General features: G+C 40.8%; 15 protein-coding genes. All 15 read left to right on the top strand.

Features of this window, described 5'->3' with window-relative positions; all coding sequences use genetic code 11:
• Positions 1–7 precede the first annotated feature (7 nt).
• The 15 genes from KHA99_RS02795 to KHA99_RS02725 all read left to right on the top strand — a co-directional run bounded on the left by KHA99_RS02795 (position 8) and on the right by KHA99_RS02725 (position 15,664).
• The gene (locus tag KHA99_RS02795; protein WP_213115902.1) at positions 8–874 is read left to right on the top strand and encodes a branched-chain amino acid ABC transporter permease; all 867 of its coding nucleotides are present in this window, start codon (positions 8–10) and stop codon (positions 872–874) included.
• Positions 875–880: 6 nt separating this feature from the next.
• Entirely contained in the window at positions 881–1,891 is a 1,011-nt protein-coding gene (locus KHA99_RS02790; protein ID WP_213115901.1) for a branched-chain amino acid ABC transporter permease, read from the top strand.
• Complete coding sequence (locus KHA99_RS02785) at positions 1,878–2,654, top strand: ABC transporter ATP-binding protein (protein WP_213115900.1); 777 nt, start codon at positions 1,878–1,880, stop codon at positions 2,652–2,654. The genes KHA99_RS02790 and KHA99_RS02785 overlap by 14 nt, the downstream gene beginning before the upstream one ends.
• On the top strand, positions 2,638–3,339 hold the full coding sequence (locus KHA99_RS02780; protein ID WP_213115899.1) for an ABC transporter ATP-binding protein: 702 nt from the start codon (positions 2,638–2,640) through the stop codon (positions 3,337–3,339). Before KHA99_RS02785 ends, KHA99_RS02780 begins: the two co-directional genes overlap by 17 nt.
• Before the next feature lie 52 nt (positions 3,340–3,391).
• Complete coding sequence (locus tag KHA99_RS02775; protein ID WP_213115898.1) at positions 3,392–3,793, top strand: acyl-CoA thioesterase; 402 nt, start codon at positions 3,392–3,394, stop codon at positions 3,791–3,793.
• 118 nt (positions 3,794–3,911) lie between these two features.
• On the top strand, positions 3,912–5,174 hold the full coding sequence (locus KHA99_RS02770) for an ABC transporter substrate-binding protein (protein ID WP_213115897.1): 1,263 nt from the start codon (positions 3,912–3,914) through the stop codon (positions 5,172–5,174).
• A 45-nt stretch (positions 5,175–5,219) separates the two neighbouring features.
• Positions 5,220–6,008 carry a tyrosine-protein phosphatase gene (locus tag KHA99_RS02765; protein WP_213115896.1) on the top strand — a complete coding sequence of 263 codons (789 nt, stop codon included), beginning with the start codon at positions 5,220–5,222 and terminating at the stop codon, positions 6,006–6,008.
• Positions 6,009–6,010: 2 nt separating this feature from the next.
• Entirely contained in the window at positions 6,011–7,633 is a 1,623-nt protein-coding gene (locus KHA99_RS02760) for a long-chain-fatty-acid--CoA ligase (protein ID WP_213116877.1), read from the top strand.
• Between the two features lie 163 nt (positions 7,634–7,796).
• Positions 7,797–8,561 (top strand): SDR family NAD(P)-dependent oxidoreductase, encoded by a 765-nt coding sequence (locus KHA99_RS02755; RefSeq protein ID WP_213115895.1) that lies wholly within the window; start codon positions 7,797–7,799, stop codon positions 8,559–8,561.
• A gap of 21 nt (positions 8,562–8,582) precedes the next feature.
• The gene (locus KHA99_RS02750) at positions 8,583–9,635 is read left to right on the top strand and encodes a phosphotransferase family protein (RefSeq protein ID WP_213115894.1); all 1,053 of its coding nucleotides are present in this window, start codon (positions 8,583–8,585) and stop codon (positions 9,633–9,635) included.
• Between the two features lie 18 nt (positions 9,636–9,653).
• Complete coding sequence (locus tag KHA99_RS02745; RefSeq protein WP_213115893.1) at positions 9,654–10,856, top strand: acyl-CoA dehydrogenase family protein; 1,203 nt, start codon at positions 9,654–9,656, stop codon at positions 10,854–10,856.
• Between the two features lie 120 nt (positions 10,857–10,976).
• Entirely contained in the window at positions 10,977–12,407 is a 1,431-nt protein-coding gene (locus KHA99_RS02740) for an aldehyde dehydrogenase family protein (RefSeq protein ID WP_213115892.1), read from the top strand.
• Positions 12,408–12,609: 202 nt separating this feature from the next.
• Complete coding sequence (locus tag KHA99_RS02735) at positions 12,610–13,764, top strand: acyl-CoA dehydrogenase family protein (protein ID WP_213115891.1); 1,155 nt, start codon at positions 12,610–12,612, stop codon at positions 13,762–13,764.
• On the top strand, positions 13,761–14,855 hold the full coding sequence (locus KHA99_RS02730; protein WP_213115890.1) for an acyl-CoA dehydrogenase family protein: 1,095 nt from the start codon (positions 13,761–13,763) through the stop codon (positions 14,853–14,855). Before KHA99_RS02735 ends, KHA99_RS02730 begins: the two co-directional genes overlap by 4 nt.
• Positions 14,852–15,664, top strand: coding sequence for an enoyl-CoA hydratase/isomerase family protein (locus tag KHA99_RS02725; RefSeq protein WP_213115889.1), 813 nt, complete (start codon positions 14,852–14,854; stop codon positions 15,662–15,664). Before KHA99_RS02730 ends, KHA99_RS02725 begins: the two co-directional genes overlap by 4 nt.

Raw genomic sequence — 15,664 nt, 5'->3', positions numbered from 1 at the left:
TAAACGTATGCAAATCATTGCCAGCGGCTTAATTTTTGGTTGTATCTATGCATTAGCAGCTTTAGGACTTGTATTAATTTTTAAAACAACCGAAGTTGCAAATTTTGCGCATGGCGAAATGGCCATGATCACAACCTTTATCAGTTATGTCTTTTTATCGAAATATGGATTCCCTTATTTAGCAGCACTTGGCTTAGCGCTTTTATTTGCCTTAGTTTTCGGAATAGTGGTTTATGTGTTGGTTATGAAAAGGGTTCAATCCGCCCCGCATTTAAATCAAGTGGTGCTTACATTAGGACTGTTTATGATATTTAATGGGCTGGCCGGACTTAAATGGGGGTATCAGCCCACTTCGTTCCCGGAGGCCTTCCATGGTGACCCTTTTAAACTTGGCAGTATTTTTATATCGACCAACGAAATCTTTACGGTTGGGTTAACGTTGGTTCTGATGCTGCTGTTCTTCCTATTATTCCGATTCACAAAAGCTGGCTTAGGGATGCGTGCTGCCTCACAGGATATTATGGCTTCAGAGCTAATGGGAATTAAGGTTTCCGGCGTTTTTATGGGAGCTTGGGCGATTGGTACTGCACTCGGCGGTATAGCTGGGATGATGACAGCCCCAGTAACTTTTTTAAGTCCAAATATGATGGGAGAGGTTTTGATTATCGCTTTCGCCGGTGCTGTTCTAGGTGGGTTTAATAGCTTGCCGGGTGCGGTTATTGGTGGATTAATTGTTGGCGTTTTTGAAAATTTAGTCAGTTATTATGTTGCCCCGGAGCTGAAAATTGTTTTTACTTTTCTATTGATAGTTGTGGTGTTGTACATTCGTCCTCAAGGAATATTTGGGGGAGCAAAAATTGTAAAAAAGGTGTGATGTGAATTGAAACAGCTATTTACAAATCGTAAACCTTGGTTATTTTTACTCGTTCTTTTATTCCTTGCTTATCCTTTTATCGTTGGACAATCGGTTTATCTTATTTCTATTTTCGTTATGGTTTGCGTATATGCCATTACCGCAATGGCATTGGATTTATTAATTGGCTTTGGCGGCCAGGTTTCCATCGGCCACGCAGGCTTCTTGTCGGTGGGTGGTTATACAGTTGCTATCCTGACGACCAAATTAGGTCTTCCTTTCTTGCTTGTTCTTCCGTTATCAGGAGTGATTACTGGCATCATCGGTTTACTTATTGGACTCCCCGCAGTGCGGCTTAGCGGTAACTTTCTTGCCGTCGTATCGTTAGGGTTTGGGCTGTCCATTCCACAGATTGCGCTTAACTGGGACTCACTTACTGGCGGGTATTCTGGTCTTCCTCTTGCCCGGCCGGAATGGTTGTCCAATGATAGTCAATTTATTTACGTCATTATTTTAATGACTGTTGTAATCATATGGATTCTCCATAATATTGTGAAAAGCAGATTGGGCAGGGCTTTTGTCGCCATTCGAGAAAGTGAGGTTGCTGCTCAGGCTACCGGGATTAACGTTCCATTATACAAAACACTGATGTTTGTGATTAGCGCTTTTTTTACAGGAATTGCCGGCGGACTTTATGGTTATTGGATCGGATTCGTCAGCCCGAACGATTTTTCCGTGTTTACGTCATTTTTGTTACTTGGGATGATAGTCATTGGCGGCCTGGCTTCTATTCCAGGTGCCATTATTGGTGCCATTATCTTTACAGTACTGCCTGAATTAACGAAATCATTAATCGGGTTGACCAATATTATAATTGGTATTGCCATTGTCGGAATCATTCTTTTCCGTCCAAATGGTTTAATATCATTGCTGGAAATGTTCAGGATAAAAAAACCAAGCAAAAAAGTAATGGATGAACAGGAAGTTTATCTTTCTGACCTTGAACAAGGAGGTGCTGCCAGGGATGCTAACGTTTAAAGATGTGACCGTAAAATTTGCCGGCGTAACCGCCGTTAAAGACCTTTCGTTTGAAGTGCCTCAGGGAAATATTTATTCAATCATCGGTCCGAACGGCGCGGGTAAAACGACGGTTTTTAATTGCATTAGCCGTTTCTATACTCCAGCTGCCGGCACAATCGATTTTAATGGAAAAAATATTTTAAAACTTAAACCCCATCAAGTCATTCATGAGGGGATTGCGAGAAGCTTTCAAAATGTGGAATTGTTTGCAAAAATGACTGTCCTTGACAATTTGCTGGTAGGGCTGCACCCAACCTTGAAAAAGAATATTTTTTCGATTTCGTTAAATTTGCCTTCTGTTAAAAAGACAGAAAAAGAATCAATAAAAAAAGCTTATGAAGTGATGGATTTACTTTCGATAACCGATTTAGCGAATGAAAAAGTTAGAAATCTCCCATTTGGTTATCAAAAAATGGTAGATATCGGAAGAGCCATCATATCTTCACCAAAGCTAATCTTACTCGATGAGCCGGTAGCTGGGATGAATCCAGTGGAGACGAAAAAAATCAGCGAGCTCATCCTCCGCTTAAAGAAAGAAATGAATTATACAGTCCTTGTGATTGAACATGATATGTCGCTTGTAATGGAAGTGTCAGATTTTGTAACGGTCATGAATTTTGGTCAAAAAATTGCAGAAGGCACCCCCCAAGAAATTCAAAAAAATCCAGTGGTTATTGAAGCTTATTTAGGGGAGGTCGAAGAGAATGCTCAAATTGTCTGATGTGCATGTCTATTATGGCCATGTCCATGCATTAAGAGGACTGAACATGACGGTGGAGGATGGAAAGATTGTATCTTTGTTAGGCGGAAATGGCGCTGGTAAATCAACAACTCTAAAGATGATTTCAAGACTCATTCAGCCGAAAAAAGGTTCATATGAAATGGACGGTCAATCCATGTTGAAAGACAGCCCGAGCAGGGTTGTCAAAAAAGGAATTATTCACTGTCCTGAAAACAGAAGGGTTTTTCCATTATTAACAGTGGAGGAAAATTTAAAAATTGGCGCCTATAGCCGCAAAGATAAAAATGTTAAAGAGGATTTAGAAAAGGTATTTTTATATTTTCCAAGGTTAAAAGAAAGGGTCAAACAAAAAGCGGGAACACTGAGCGGCGGTGAACAGCAAATGCTTGCCATCGGAAGATCGTTAATGGGGAAGCCGAAGATACTTTTATTGGATGAACCGTCCTTGGGAATTGCCCCTATTCTTGTGAAAGAAATTTTTGAAATCATCAAAAAAATCAACAAAGATGGCACTTCTATTTTGCTGGTGGAACAAAATGCCAACATGGCACTTGGGATTTCTGATTATGCGTATGTATTGGAAAACGGACATATTGCTTTGGAAGGACATTCCCAAGATTTAAGAAATAATGATGAAGTCCGCCGACTTTATCTTGGCGGGTAAAAAAATTGGGAGCATCCATAAATGCGGAATGTGATGAAGAGAGGGAAACAAAATGCAGACTACCACAAAAATTGTTGTCACACCAGATGACATCGACCAGCTTGGCCATGTCAATTACCTGAAATATATTCTTTTTTTAGAAAAAGGGGTCGGTGAATGGTACAAACAGGCTGGAGTAAATTTTAAGGAGTTAAGGAAACAAGATCTCGGTACGGTTGTCCTCAAATTCGATGTCTCCTACCATAAGGAAGCCAGATTGGGAGATACTCTGAATGTTACGACCACTTTAATGAATGTGGGCAACAAAAGTTTTACCGTAAAACAAGAGATTTATAATCAAGACGATATTCTTATTACCGAATCAACGAAAACATTTGTGATGTTTAATACGGCGACAAGAAAAGGTGTACCGGTAATCCAAGAGATTGCCCGTCACTTAAAGTGTGCCAGATAATAATGAAAAGTTGGTTTGAACAACTCATTCTAAAGCAAGTGCAGGTTAATAACGTAAGGCTTCTTGACATGCATAATAGTTTTGTTATGTGCGATTTCCGAAATAAGGAGGGATTTCAATGGTCAAAAAAGGCTTTACTTTATTCATCGCTTTTATGATGGTGTTTCTATTAGCAGCTTGCAACGGGGAGAAAACAAGTTCCAACAATACAACTGGAGGAAAGGATAGCAATGAACTAGCTCAAGGGGTTACAAAGAACGAAATCATGATTGGACATTCGGCACCGCAAACGGGACCTGTAGCTGTCTATGATACTTTCCGAAAAGGTATGGATACCTATTTTCAGTATATCAATGAAAACGGCGGAGTAAATGGCCGGAAAATAAAGTTAATTGCTTACGATGATCAATATCAGCCAACAAAAGCTTCGCAGAATGCCAAGAAACTTGTTGAGGAAGATAAAGTATTTGCCGTCATTGGAAATCAGGGCTCTGCCGCTAATCTTGCTGCAAAAGACTACTATATAAACAAAGGCATCCCGGTTATATTACCAGGGACTGGGTTAAAGGGATTTGTCGATCCACCGGTAAAAAATTGGATGGGGGCAACCATGATGAACTATGAAGTGGAAGCCCAAATTATGTTGAATTATGCTGTCAACGAGCTGGGTGCTAAGAAAATAGCCATTGCTTATCAAAATGATGACTTTGGAAAAGCCCCATATAACAAGATTAAAGAAATAATTAAAACGTATCCAGGCGTCGAACTTGTTGCCGAAGTGACCTATCTTCCCGCCGACACGGAATTCAGTGCCCAGGCCCAAAAACTTCAGCAAGCCAAGCCAGATACAATCTTTAATTTTGGTGTGATGAGTCCTGTCGTTAATTTGAAAAAGGCAATGTATAAAATCGGACTAGATAAAACTAAATACATTGTTTCCTCCATTGCTGGCGGGGACACCCATGCATTCCAATTGGCTGGAGGCGATGTTTGGGAACGAACCTATAGCGGTGGAATCCTGATTAGTTTGGATGATGAAAATAATGAAAAAATTAAACTTTTCAAAGAAAGATTTAAAAAATCGTATCCAAATGAGCAGGCAACTAATTTTGTAGAAAGCGGCTGGTCGGCTGCACAAGTATTCGTTGAAGCATTAAAAAGAAGCGGCGATAATCTTACCTGGGATAATTTTCTAAAATCCTTCAATACATTCGATAACTGGGATGGCTCTATGTATGCTGGGGTATCGTTCTCTGAAAATAACCATTATGGAATTACGAAAATGTACATGACCAAAGCCGAGAATGGAAAAATAGTACAAATTTCTGATTCCATCGAGTTTGAACCTGAAACAGGAAAAATTTCCTTACCCAAAAAATAACAGATTAATTAAAGTTCTTAAATAAAAGTTTGATAGGTGGTACGAATGAAGAATAACATAATGCCGGAGTGTCTCCTGCCACTGAGTGGAGCCGTTAATTTCCGCGATATGGGCGGACTGGCAACAAAGGATGGCAGAAAAGTAAAAAAAGGGCTCCTCTTTCGAGCAGCAGAATTAACCGGATTAACTGACGAAGATGTAAGTTTATTAGAAACCCTGCAATTAAAACGAGTGTTTGATTATCGCAGACAAAAGGAGGCGGAACGGAAGCCCGATCCGCCTTTAGGGTCTGCCATTCTTGAGCGGGTTTCTGCGATTAGCGAAGAAAATATTGCCACAAATATGTTTGTGAAAGACGACGGATTTAATGCGGACTATTACCGTCAATTCACGGTTGAAAGATTTTTAAAGATTTATACTGAGATGCCAATACAGAATCCTTCTTACAAAAGATTAATGATGCTATTAAAAAGCCCTGAAGAAAACTTGCCGCTTGTCCACCACTGTACGGGCGGCCGTGACCGAACGGGTGTAGGTGCCATGTTAATATTGATGACCATGGGTGTACCTTATGAAACTGTATTAGGAGATTACTTACTTTCAAATCTAACATTAGCTGAACGTCATCAAACTATTTTTGAAAAAGCATCGCAATATTTTACTCCAGAAGAGTATAAACAATTAATAAATGCTTTTCCACTAAGAGAAGACTATCTTCATGCTGCCTATAACGCGATATTAAGGAATTATGGTGATTTTGACACGTATATTGCAGAAGAATTCGGGATATCCGAAGAGGTTAGGGAAAACATTAAAAATTATTGTTTAGAATAGGAGTGAATTTTTTGAATAAACCTTGGCTTTTCTCTTATCCAGAACAAGTTCCTTACGAAATTACCCCTCCCGCTGTTTCCATCGATGATTTGCTCAAGGATTCATCCAACCTCCATCCAGAAAAAACTGCCGTAATTGATAATCAAAAGGTGAAGACCTACTATCAACTTAACTCAGATGTAGACCGTTTAGCTTCTGCCTTATATGATAGTGGATTTAAAAAAGGAGATAAGTTAGCGATCATGCTGCCAAATTGTCTGGAGTACATAATCTCCTTTTTTGCGGTGCAACGCTTGTGCGGCACCGTTGTTCAAGTCAATCCTTTGTATACACCCAGAGAACTGGAATATATTTTAGAAGATTCCGAGGCAGTTTGGTTTATCACGAATCGCATCCAAGTTCCAAAACTCGAGCAAATCGGCTATAAAGACAAATTAACAGTCCTTATCGCAGAGGGTGAAAAGGACGTTAAAGACAGCCTTAATGCCTGGATTGAAAAAGGAACAAACCCGTCCCCAGAAGTTAATATCGATATTGAAAATGATATTGCTATCTTGCAGTATACAGGGGGAACAACTGGCAGGGCGAAGGGTGTAATGATCTCACACTACAATCTCATTAGTAATCTTTATCAGAACAAGGAATCGAGTGTCGGAGAAGCAAGTGAAGGTTCTTGGGAACGAATAATCGGTATCGCCCCAATGTTTCACGCTATGGGTTTGACGACAATGGTTACCACTATCTTTAGGGGGGGAACTTTTAATACGATCAGCAGATTTGAATTAAATTTGCTTGTAGAGACAATCAGAAATTTTAAGCCGACCACCTTTAGTGGTTCGCCTACTATGTATATTGCCTTGTTAAACCACCCGCATTTGACGTCCGAAGATCTTAAATCTATTAAAATATGCAGCAGCGGATCTGCACCATTATCTGTGGAAATCATGAATCGTTTTGAGGAAAAAACAGGTGCCCCGATTATTGAAGCTTATGGTTTATCAGAGGCAACTACGATGGTGACGAAAAATCCAAGCGAAGGTGTACGAAAGCCCGGCAGTATTGGCATACCAATCCCAAGCACAGATTGCCGGATTGTTGATATCGCTACAGGAACAATTGAATTGCCTGTTGGTGAAACGGGTGAACTTATCGTAAAAGGCCCACAAGTCATGAAGGGATATTGGAAAAATGAAGAAGAAACCGTTAATGCTTTGAGGGATGGCTGGCTATTTACGGGTGATTTGGCCGTTATGGATGAGGATGGATATTTTTATATTGTTGGAAGAAAGAAGGATATGATTATCGCCGGCGGCTTCAACATCTATCCGCTTGAAATCGAGGAAGTATTATATCAATTACCGGCTGTAAGGGAAGTTTGCGTGTATGGCGTACCTGATCCATATCGTGGTGAAACGGTAAAAGCAGCTATCGTCCTCAAGGAAAATGTCACTTTGACCGAAAAAGAAGTGGAGGAATGGTGCAACCAAAATCTAGCAAGATATAAGGTACCTAGACTCATAGAGTTTAAAGATGAACTTCCAAAAACAGCAGTAGGAAAGATTTTGCGTACAAAATTAATTGAACAAGAAAAAGAACGTGCTGCCTCTACTGAAAAAACGTTGTAAAAAAATATTGTTTTATAGGGGTGCGAAATAGTTAGAGGAAAAAAACAAAAGGACATAAGCTCATTAAAATGGAGCCTATGTCCTTTTAATTCCTAAATTTCATAAAGGTAGATGTGTCTAACAATAAAATAATGAAACAGAGAATTTTTGGAGGTAGAAATGAATGAAAGCAGTTGAAGAACTTTTCTCTCTTACTGGTAAGGTTGCTCTAATAACAGGAGGAAGCCGTGGTCTTGGACGAGAAATGGCACTCGCTTTTGCCAAAGCAGGAGCGGATATTGTGATTGCAAGCCGCAAACTCGATGCCTGTGAAAAGGTTGCTGCAGAGGTGGAAGCTATTGGCCGCCGAGCACTCCCATATGCTTGTCATATAGGGAAGTGGGACCAGGTAAATGAATTGGTAGAAGCCGCTTATGATCATTTTGGCAAGGTTGATATATTAGTGAACAATGCCGGTGTGTCCCCACTTTACGATTCCCTAGTTGATGTAAGCGAATCTATGTGGGACAGCGTTTTAGCATTAAATTTAAAAGGGCCATTTCGTCTCTCGGCATTGGTAGGAGACCGCATGGCGAAAGGTAGTGGGGGAGCCATCATTAATATTAGCAGCATTGCAGCAATCCGGCCGACAAAGAATGAAGTGCCCTATGCTGCTGCCAAGGCCGGGTTAAATGCGCTTACACTTGCTTTAGCAGATACTTACGCCCCTAAGGTGCGCGTCAATTGCATAATCGCAGGCCCCTTTTTAACAGATATTGCTAAGGCGTGGAATATGGAGGAGGCGATGAAACGATTTGAGAAAAACTCAGCTCTTGGGCGGCCTGGAAATCCAGAAGAGATTATTGGCTCAGCTTTATATTTTGCCTCAGACGCTGCTAGTTTCACTACTGGATCACTCTTAGCCGTGGACGGAGGGTACAGAAAATAACGAAAGTAAGGGGGCTGTTACATGAGTCACACAATTCCCGTAAGAAAAGGGGAAGAGCTAGATTATGAGGCAGTAAGACAATTTCTTGTGAAAAATTTTGAGGACATTCCAAATGAACATTTGGAGATTCAACAATTTCCTGCAGGCAAATCTAATTTAACCTATGTTATACGCTGCGGATGCTGGGAAGCTGTTTTAAGGAGACCGCCGTTTGGACCTTTACCGCCAAAAGCACATGATATGAAAAGGGAATACGAGGTAATTAATAAACTTTATTCGGGATTCCCACTTGTTCCAAAGCCGTATTTATATTGTTCTGATGAGGGAGTAATCGGAACACCCTTTTATTTTATGGAGCGAGTAAAAGGAATTACCTTGGATGATGATCCAAATAAAGAGAATGACCTGTCTGTTATCGATAAACAGCACATTTCCTATTTGATGGTTGATGCCATAGTAGATCTGCATCAGGTGGATTATAAAAAAGCTGGATTGGAAAATATCGGGTATCCAAATGGTTTCATAGAAAGACAGCTAAAAAACTGGATTACTAGGTACCAAAAATATAAAACAGATGATATCGCTGTGGTTGACAAAGTCATAAATTGGTTAATCAATCATTTACCTCATTCACATGAGGCAACATTAATTCACAATGATTTTAAAATTAATAATGTTCTGTTATCGGATGATTTAAAACAGATAAATGCCATTTTAGATTGGGAGATGGCCACGATAGGTGACCCATTATTTGATCTCGGTGCCACTTTAAGTTACTGGCTTGAGGAAAACGATTCAGAATTAATTAAGGAAAGTTTGATTATGCCGACAGCTCAGAAAGGATTCATAAGCCGCCGTGAATTTCTAGAAAGATACGCTAAAAATACGGGCCGGGATGTATCCTCATTCCAGTTTTATATGACGTTAGCCTTCTTTAAAATTGCCGTTGCCGTACAACAAATGTATTATCGATATACTCTAGGCCATACAAAGGATGAACGTTTTGCCAACCTTAATAGCAATGTTAAAAATATCATGCTATATGCCGAAATTCAGGCGAACAGAAAAATTTAGAAATGGGAGGGCAAGCAGATGATTTTTAAAAAATTCGATAAAGTAGAAAAGCTAGAGCAAGAACTTATTCAGTTTATGGAAGAACATATCTATCCCAACGAAGCAGTTTATGAGGAACAATTAAAGGAAAATCACTGGGATGAACCACCTATTATGGAAGAATTAAAAGAGAGAGCCAAAGACGCGGGATTGTGGAATTTATTTTTACCAGAAAGTGAAAATGGCGCAGGTCTTACTAATCTTGAGTATGCCCCGTTGTGTGAAATAATGGGTAGATCGGGAATGGCACCAGAAGTATTCAATTGTTCTGCACCTGATACAGGGAATATGGAAATATTGGATCGCTTTGGTACAGAGGAACAAAAAGAACGCTGGTTAAATCCATTATTAGAAGGGAAAATTCGGTCTACATTTAGTATGACAGAGCCGGATGTTGCTTCTTCAGATGCGACGAATATTCAAACAAGTATAAAACGTGAAGGAGATTTTTATGTCATTAATGGCCGAAAATGGTGGCAATCGGGTATCGAATCTTCAAAATGTAAAATCTTGATTGTAATGGGGAAAACGGATCCTGATGCCCCAAAGTTTGAACAACAATCTATGATTCTTGTACCAAAGGATACCCCTGGTGTGAAAATTGTCCGTAATTTGCAGGTTTTTGGGTATGATGAAGCCCCTCATGGCCATTCTGAAGTTATATTTGAAAATGTTCGTGTCCCAGTTTCAAATATTTTATGGGGTGAAGGGAAAGGATTTGCGATAGCACAGGCAAGATTGGGTCCTGGCAGAATCCATCATTGTATGCGCTTAATCGGAGCAGCTGAAAGAGCCTTGGAATTAATGATTAAGCGAGCGAAAGAACGAGTAACATTTGGAAAGCCTGTTATTGAACAAGGAGTCATCAGGGACTGGATTGCTCAATCACGAATCGATATCGATCAAGCAAGATTATTAACCCTTAATGCTGCCTACATGATGGATACAGTTGGGAATAAAGTAGCGAGAGCTGAAATAGCGATGATTAAGGTAGCTGCCCCAGAGATGGCTTGCAAAGTCATTGACCGAGCGATACAGGTTCATGGTGCCGGCGGCGTAAGTAATGTTTTTCCTCTTGCCAGAATGTATGCACGAGCAAGAATCGTAAGAATTGCGGATGGCCCGGATGAGGTGCATAAAGAAACTGTAACCAAATTGGAATTGAAAAAGCATGCAGAATGAGGGATTGATTAAACCCTTTATTTGAAAAGGGATAAGTCAGGCTAATCCAAAAAATAGTAGTAGTAATGGCGGACAATGAATAGATTAGAAAGGGCTTATCTAAATCTGGGAGGATGAGAAATGAATACCTTAACAAGGGAATTTAGTATGACCATTAATGGAAAAGCTGTTACAACTGAACAGACAGTTCCAGTACTAAATCCAGCAAATGAAACGGTAATCGCGCAGGTACCAAAAGCCAGCCAACAAGACTTAAATAATGCAGTAAAGGCTGCAAGAGCAGCTTTTACTGCATGGTCAGCGGTTTCTATTGAGGAACGAGCATCCAAATTAGAAGCATTTTCTGATGCGATTATCCAGCAGCGAGAGGAGCTTGCCAACCTTTTTACAGCAGAAATGGGGAGACCGATAAACGGGGGATTTAGTTCCTACATGGAAATTGATTCAGCCTGCCATTGGTGTAAAGTAATCGCTAGGTATCGACTGCCGCGTGAAATTATTGAGGATAATGAGAGCCATACCATTGAGAGATATTACACGCCGCTTGGTGTGGCAGGATTAATTGTTCCATGGAATTTCCCTGTCCTCTTGGCGATGTGGAAAATTGCCCCGGCATTACTTGCTGGTAACACGATCGTTGTGAAGCCTTCGCCTTATACTCCATTAACTACTTTACGGATAGGTGAAATTGCAAGGGATATTTTTCCGGCAGGTGTGTTTAATGTTGTAACAGGTGAAAATGAACTTGGGCAATGGATGACAGAGCACCCTGATATAAATAAAATAAGTTTTACCGGTTCGACAGCTACCGGGAAAAAGGTTCTGCAAAGTGCAGCCGTAAATTTAAAACGCGTAACACTTGAGTTAGGCGGAAATGATGCGGCAATTGTCCTGGAAGATGCTGACCCGAAGGAAGTTGTTCCAAAATTATTTTGGGCTGCTTTTTCCAATACAGCACAAATTTGTGTGGCCACAAAACGGTTGTATGTGCATGAAAAGATATACGATGAGTTTTTAGATGAATTTAAACAGTATACGAAAAATATTCCAATCGGCGATGGGATGAACCCTGACACCTTAATTGGTCCAGTCCAAAATAAGATGCAATATGAAAAGGTTAAAGCTTTGATAGAAGATGCAAAAAGCACAGGCACGAATATTGTTTGCGGAGGAACCGTTGAGGACAAAACAGGTTACTTTATACCTATTACGATTGTTGATAACCCGCCTGAAGATGCGAGGGTGGTAACAGAAGAAGCCTTCGGACCGGTGTTGCCTGTTATTAAATATAGCAATTATGACGAGGTCATTACGAAGGCAAATAATACGGATTATGGATTAGCTGGTTCTGTATGGGGGAAAGATCTTAACCTGGCACGTTCCATTGCCGAAAGATTGGAAACGGGGACGGTCTGGATCAATGAGGCACATATTCTTTTACCGAACGTTCCTTTTGGAGGCCATAAACAATCAGGAATCGGTGTTGAAAATTCAATCGAAGGATTAAAAGAATATACCAACACAAAAACCATTATGATTAAGAAAAAATAATTTTGGATAATTTTATTTAAATGTTTAAAGGACAAAGGCTTCGAAAATAGGGCTTTTGTCTTTTTTATTTCCTTAGAATAATGAGTAGAGAATAATTTTTCAGATAATTTAAAATTGACCATAAAGTCAAAATTATTATATAATTTATTTGGTAGTAATAGAGTTACATAAGCGTTAATTGCAGAAAAGAGGGTGAAACTAAATGAAAACGCTGGAAATTCCTGTGGTAAAGCTTCCGAAAGAAACGGAAGAGTTAAGAAGAGAAATTAGGCAGTTTTTAAAAGAAGAAATTGAAAACGGTTTAATCGAAACAAAATGTGATTGCTGGCTTAGCGGATTCTCGGAGGATTTTTCACGAAAAATGGGAGCACGCGGATGGATCGGCATGACTTGGCCGAAAAAATATGGCGGCGGGGAACGTTCATCAGTTGAGAGATATGTAGTTACTGAAGAAATGCTGGCAGCAGGCGCCCCGGTTTCAGGGCATTGGATTGCCGACCGACAAACCGGTCCGCTTTTACTAAAGTATGGGACAGAAGAACAGAAACAATTTTTCCTGCCAAGAATCGCAAAGGGAGAATGTTATTTTGCAATTGGCCTTAGCGAGCCTAATGCAGGATCCGATTTGGCTGCGCTTCAGGCACGGGCCGTTAAGGTTGATAAAGGCTGGATTTTAAATGGCAGCAAAATTTGGACAAGCGGTGCCCATCATGCCCATTACTCGATCGTCTTATGCCGGACAACTCCAATGGACCCTAACAACCGTCATGCCGGGATGAGCCAATTGATTGTCGATTTAAATGCGCCGGGAGTAACCATTCGCCCAATTCATCTGATGACAGGGGAACATCATTTTAATGAAGTCTTTTTTGAAGATGTGTTTGTTCCCGATGGAATGGTTGTTGGGACACTTGGAAATGGCTGGGCGCAGGGCATGGCGGAATTGGCCTATGAGAGAAGTGGTCCGGAGCGTATTCTGAGCACATTTCCTCTTCTAAATGAACTAACGAATGTGTTAATAGAAAAATGTGACGCAAAGGGATTAAACGAAGTTAGCAGACTCATCTCTAGACTGTGGACACTTCGAAATATGTCGCTTGGCATTGCCCGCTTGTTGGAAGAAGGTGTGCCTTCTAATATTATTGCTTCTCTAGTAAAAGACATGGGAACCCAATTTGAGCAGGAGATTCCGGAGATTACAAGATTACTAGTTTCTGTCATTCCGTTAACCGATTCCGAAAACAGATTAGAAAGGTTCCTGGCGCAATCAATTCTGCAATCACCAGGATTTACACTTCGCGGAGGGACAACGGAAATTCTAAGGGGAATTGTGGCAAAGGGGGTTATTAACCAATGAGTGAAATGAAAGACATGATCTTGGAGTCAGCAGTAAAGATTTTTGAAAAATATTCAACCAAAGAAGTGGTTAATGACGCGGAGAAAGGTCAATGGGCAGCTGAATTATGGGAGAACCTGGAGGCCTACGGCATGCTTGGAGTAGGAGTGCCGGAGGAATTAGGGGGGAGCGGCGGTGACCTGGATGATGCCTTGAGTATTTTGCAAATGGCGGGCAAATATTCTGCACCCATTCCACTTGCCGAAACGTTTATAGCCAATTGGTTATTAAGCGATTTGGGAGAATCTGTTGTTGAGGGGATTGTCACGATCCCAGGACAAAATAGTACGGAACCTTTCCAGTTGCAAAAAAGCGGTCAAGGCTGGATTATAAACGGTAAAGCTAAATATGTTCCATGGGCGAGGAATGCGGAAAAACTGCTGGTAGCAGGAGAGTCGATCGACGGAACCGTCCTTCTTGTTTTACCGCTTGAAAAAGCGGAGATTAAACCTGGCAAAAACATGGCTGGGGAAGCACGAGACGAAGTGATATTTGATCAGGTCTACATTGAGGAATGTCAAACCGTATCTGTCGACTACAGCGCACTAACAAAGAAGCTGTATTATGCAGGGGCATTAACAAGAAGCGTGCTTATGGCTGGGGCTATCGAAAGAGTTCTTGATGTAACCATTAACCATACAAATGAGCGCTCCCAATTTGGACGGCCTATTCACCGTTTCCAAGCAATTCAGCATCATCTGGCAGCACTTGCCGGCGAAACTGCTGGTGCTGGAATTGCCGCCAAATATGCTGTTGATGCTTTCGGCACGAATCCTTTTTCAAAAGAGTTAGCCTATGCAAAAATCCGAATAAATGAAGCGGCGGGAAAAGTTAATACGATTGCACATCAAGTATTGGCGGCGATTGGGTTTACATATGAACATACCCTTCATCACAGCACAAGGAGACTTTGGTCATGGCGCGAGGAATTTGGGACAGAATCCGATTGGGAACAGGTTATTACGGAAGAACTATTAAAATTAGAGAAAAACGAATTATGGTCCGTGATAACTGGCGTTGTAAAACATGCAAAAAAGGTGGGAATCCAATGACTGATCTAATTTTTAATGTGGAAAATGGGGTCGCCAAAATTATTTTAAACCGGCCGGATAGTTTAAATGCCTTTAGTGCGGAAATGATTGACCTTTGGATTAAAGCATTAGAGACCGTCCGTGATTCCGATGACATTCGGGTACTTGTAATATCCGGAAATGGACGTGGCTTTTGCTCAGGCGGGGATATCAAATCGATGGGGAGAGGAGAAGGATTTCTTCAAAGCGATGGGAATGAAGATTTTTCCTCGACCGCTTTAGCCAGAAAAAATTCTTTATGGAAAAGAGTACAAAGAATTCCTCTTCTGGTGAAAGAAATTGATAAACCTGTGATTGCGGTTCTACATGGTGTTGCCTTTGGGGCAGGCTTTGATATGACCTTGGCCTGTGATATTCGCATTGCTGCCGAAAACACCAAAATTTCGGAAAGCTACTTAAATGTTGGAATTGTACCAGGAGATGGTGCTGCATGGTTTTTACCAAGGTTTGTCGGGACAGACCAAGCTTTGGATTTACTCTGGACGAGAAAAGTCCTAACTGCAAAAGAGGCAAAAGACATGGGGCTCGTAACGTATGTCGTGGAAGATGACAAACTAGAGGAGTTTGTGGAAGACTATGTTCAAAAATTAGCGAATGGCCCGCAAACAGTTATGCGTTTTACAAAAAGAGCCGTGTACCAGGGATTAAACATTGATTTACGTACATCCCTGGATATGATTTCTTCAGCAATGGGGATCGTTACCGAGCTCGAGGATTACCAAGAAGGGGTCCATGCTGTCCTGGAAAAGAGAAAGCCAAATTTTAAATAA

It is taken from the genome of Neobacillus rhizophilus, assembly GCF_018343535.1.
Classification (GTDB): domain Bacteria; phylum Bacillota; class Bacilli; order Bacillales; family Cytobacillaceae; genus Neobacillus; species Neobacillus rhizophilus.
Note: the sequence above shows the minus strand (reverse complement) of the source record. Positions and strands in the feature narration are given on the sequence as shown.

Coding starts and splice junctions, on each gene's coding strand:
- KHA99_RS02780 (WP_213115899.1), top strand. CDS start 2,638: ATGCTCAAATTGTCTGATGTGCATGTCTATTATGGCCATGTCCATGCA.
- KHA99_RS02725 (WP_213115889.1), top strand. CDS start 14,852: ATGACTGATCTAATTTTTAATGTGGAAAATGGGGTCGCCAAAATTATT.
- KHA99_RS02785 (WP_213115900.1), top strand. CDS start 1,878: ATGCTAACGTTTAAAGATGTGACCGTAAAATTTGCCGGCGTAACCGCC.
- KHA99_RS02750 (WP_213115894.1), top strand. CDS start 8,583: ATGAGTCACACAATTCCCGTAAGAAAAGGGGAAGAGCTAGATTATGAG.
- KHA99_RS02775 (WP_213115898.1), top strand. CDS start 3,392: ATGCAGACTACCACAAAAATTGTTGTCACACCAGATGACATCGACCAG.
- KHA99_RS02770 (WP_213115897.1), top strand. CDS start 3,912: ATGGTCAAAAAAGGCTTTACTTTATTCATCGCTTTTATGATGGTGTTT.
- KHA99_RS02740 (WP_213115892.1), top strand. CDS start 10,977: ATGAATACCTTAACAAGGGAATTTAGTATGACCATTAATGGAAAAGCT.
- KHA99_RS02755 (WP_213115895.1), top strand. CDS start 7,797: ATGAAAGCAGTTGAAGAACTTTTCTCTCTTACTGGTAAGGTTGCTCTA.
- KHA99_RS02745 (WP_213115893.1), top strand. CDS start 9,654: ATGATTTTTAAAAAATTCGATAAAGTAGAAAAGCTAGAGCAAGAACTT.
- KHA99_RS02765 (WP_213115896.1), top strand. CDS start 5,220: ATGAAGAATAACATAATGCCGGAGTGTCTCCTGCCACTGAGTGGAGCC.
- KHA99_RS02730 (WP_213115890.1), top strand. CDS start 13,761: ATGAGTGAAATGAAAGACATGATCTTGGAGTCAGCAGTAAAGATTTTT.
- KHA99_RS02795 (WP_213115902.1), top strand. CDS start 8: ATGCAAATCATTGCCAGCGGCTTAATTTTTGGTTGTATCTATGCATTA.
- KHA99_RS02735 (WP_213115891.1), top strand. CDS start 12,610: ATGAAAACGCTGGAAATTCCTGTGGTAAAGCTTCCGAAAGAAACGGAA.